Origin of the sequence: Streptomyces chisholmiae, from assembly GCF_031845445.1 — a bacterium.
Lineage (GTDB): Bacteria > Actinomycetota > Actinomycetes > Streptomycetales > Streptomycetaceae > Streptomyces > Streptomyces chisholmiae.
Window position 1 is genome coordinate 1 of sequence record NZ_JAVREO010000257.1, and the last position, 417, is coordinate 417.

The following is a 417-nucleotide window of genomic DNA, read 5'->3' on the forward strand; positions in this document are numbered from 1 at the left end:
GTGAGGCCTCGAACACCACATAGGCCATGGTGATCAGTCCGCCGCTGGCCATCCCGACGATGCGGCCCAAGCCGTGGGAGATGTAGCCGTAGAACGCGCCGGTGGTGGTTATGTGCTTGGCCATCGTCGCGTAGCCGACGGCGAAAAGACCGAGGACAACGGTTGCGACGATGTAGCCGGCCGGCGCATGTGAACCATTTCCGAAGCCAACGGCGATCGGCACATTGCCGACCATTGCCGTGATCGGGGCGGCGGTCGCCACCGCCATGAAGATGACGCCGACGGTGCCGACGGCGTTGCGTTTCAGTCTCTGGACGTCGTGAGCTGTGTCTTTACTCCCGGCGACAGCTTGATCGGTCATCTATCGGGGTACCTTCCAGGTAACAGTGGGATCCCCGATGTGGCCTGGGCCACAGC

General features: G+C 62.8%; 1 pseudogene. It reads right to left on the reverse strand.

Annotation, left to right across the window (positions count from 1 at the left end):
- Positions 1-361 (reverse strand): annotated as a pseudogene (locus RM844_RS33080) (amino acid permease); the annotation flags it as partial.
- Positions 362-417: the final 56 nt, after the last annotated feature.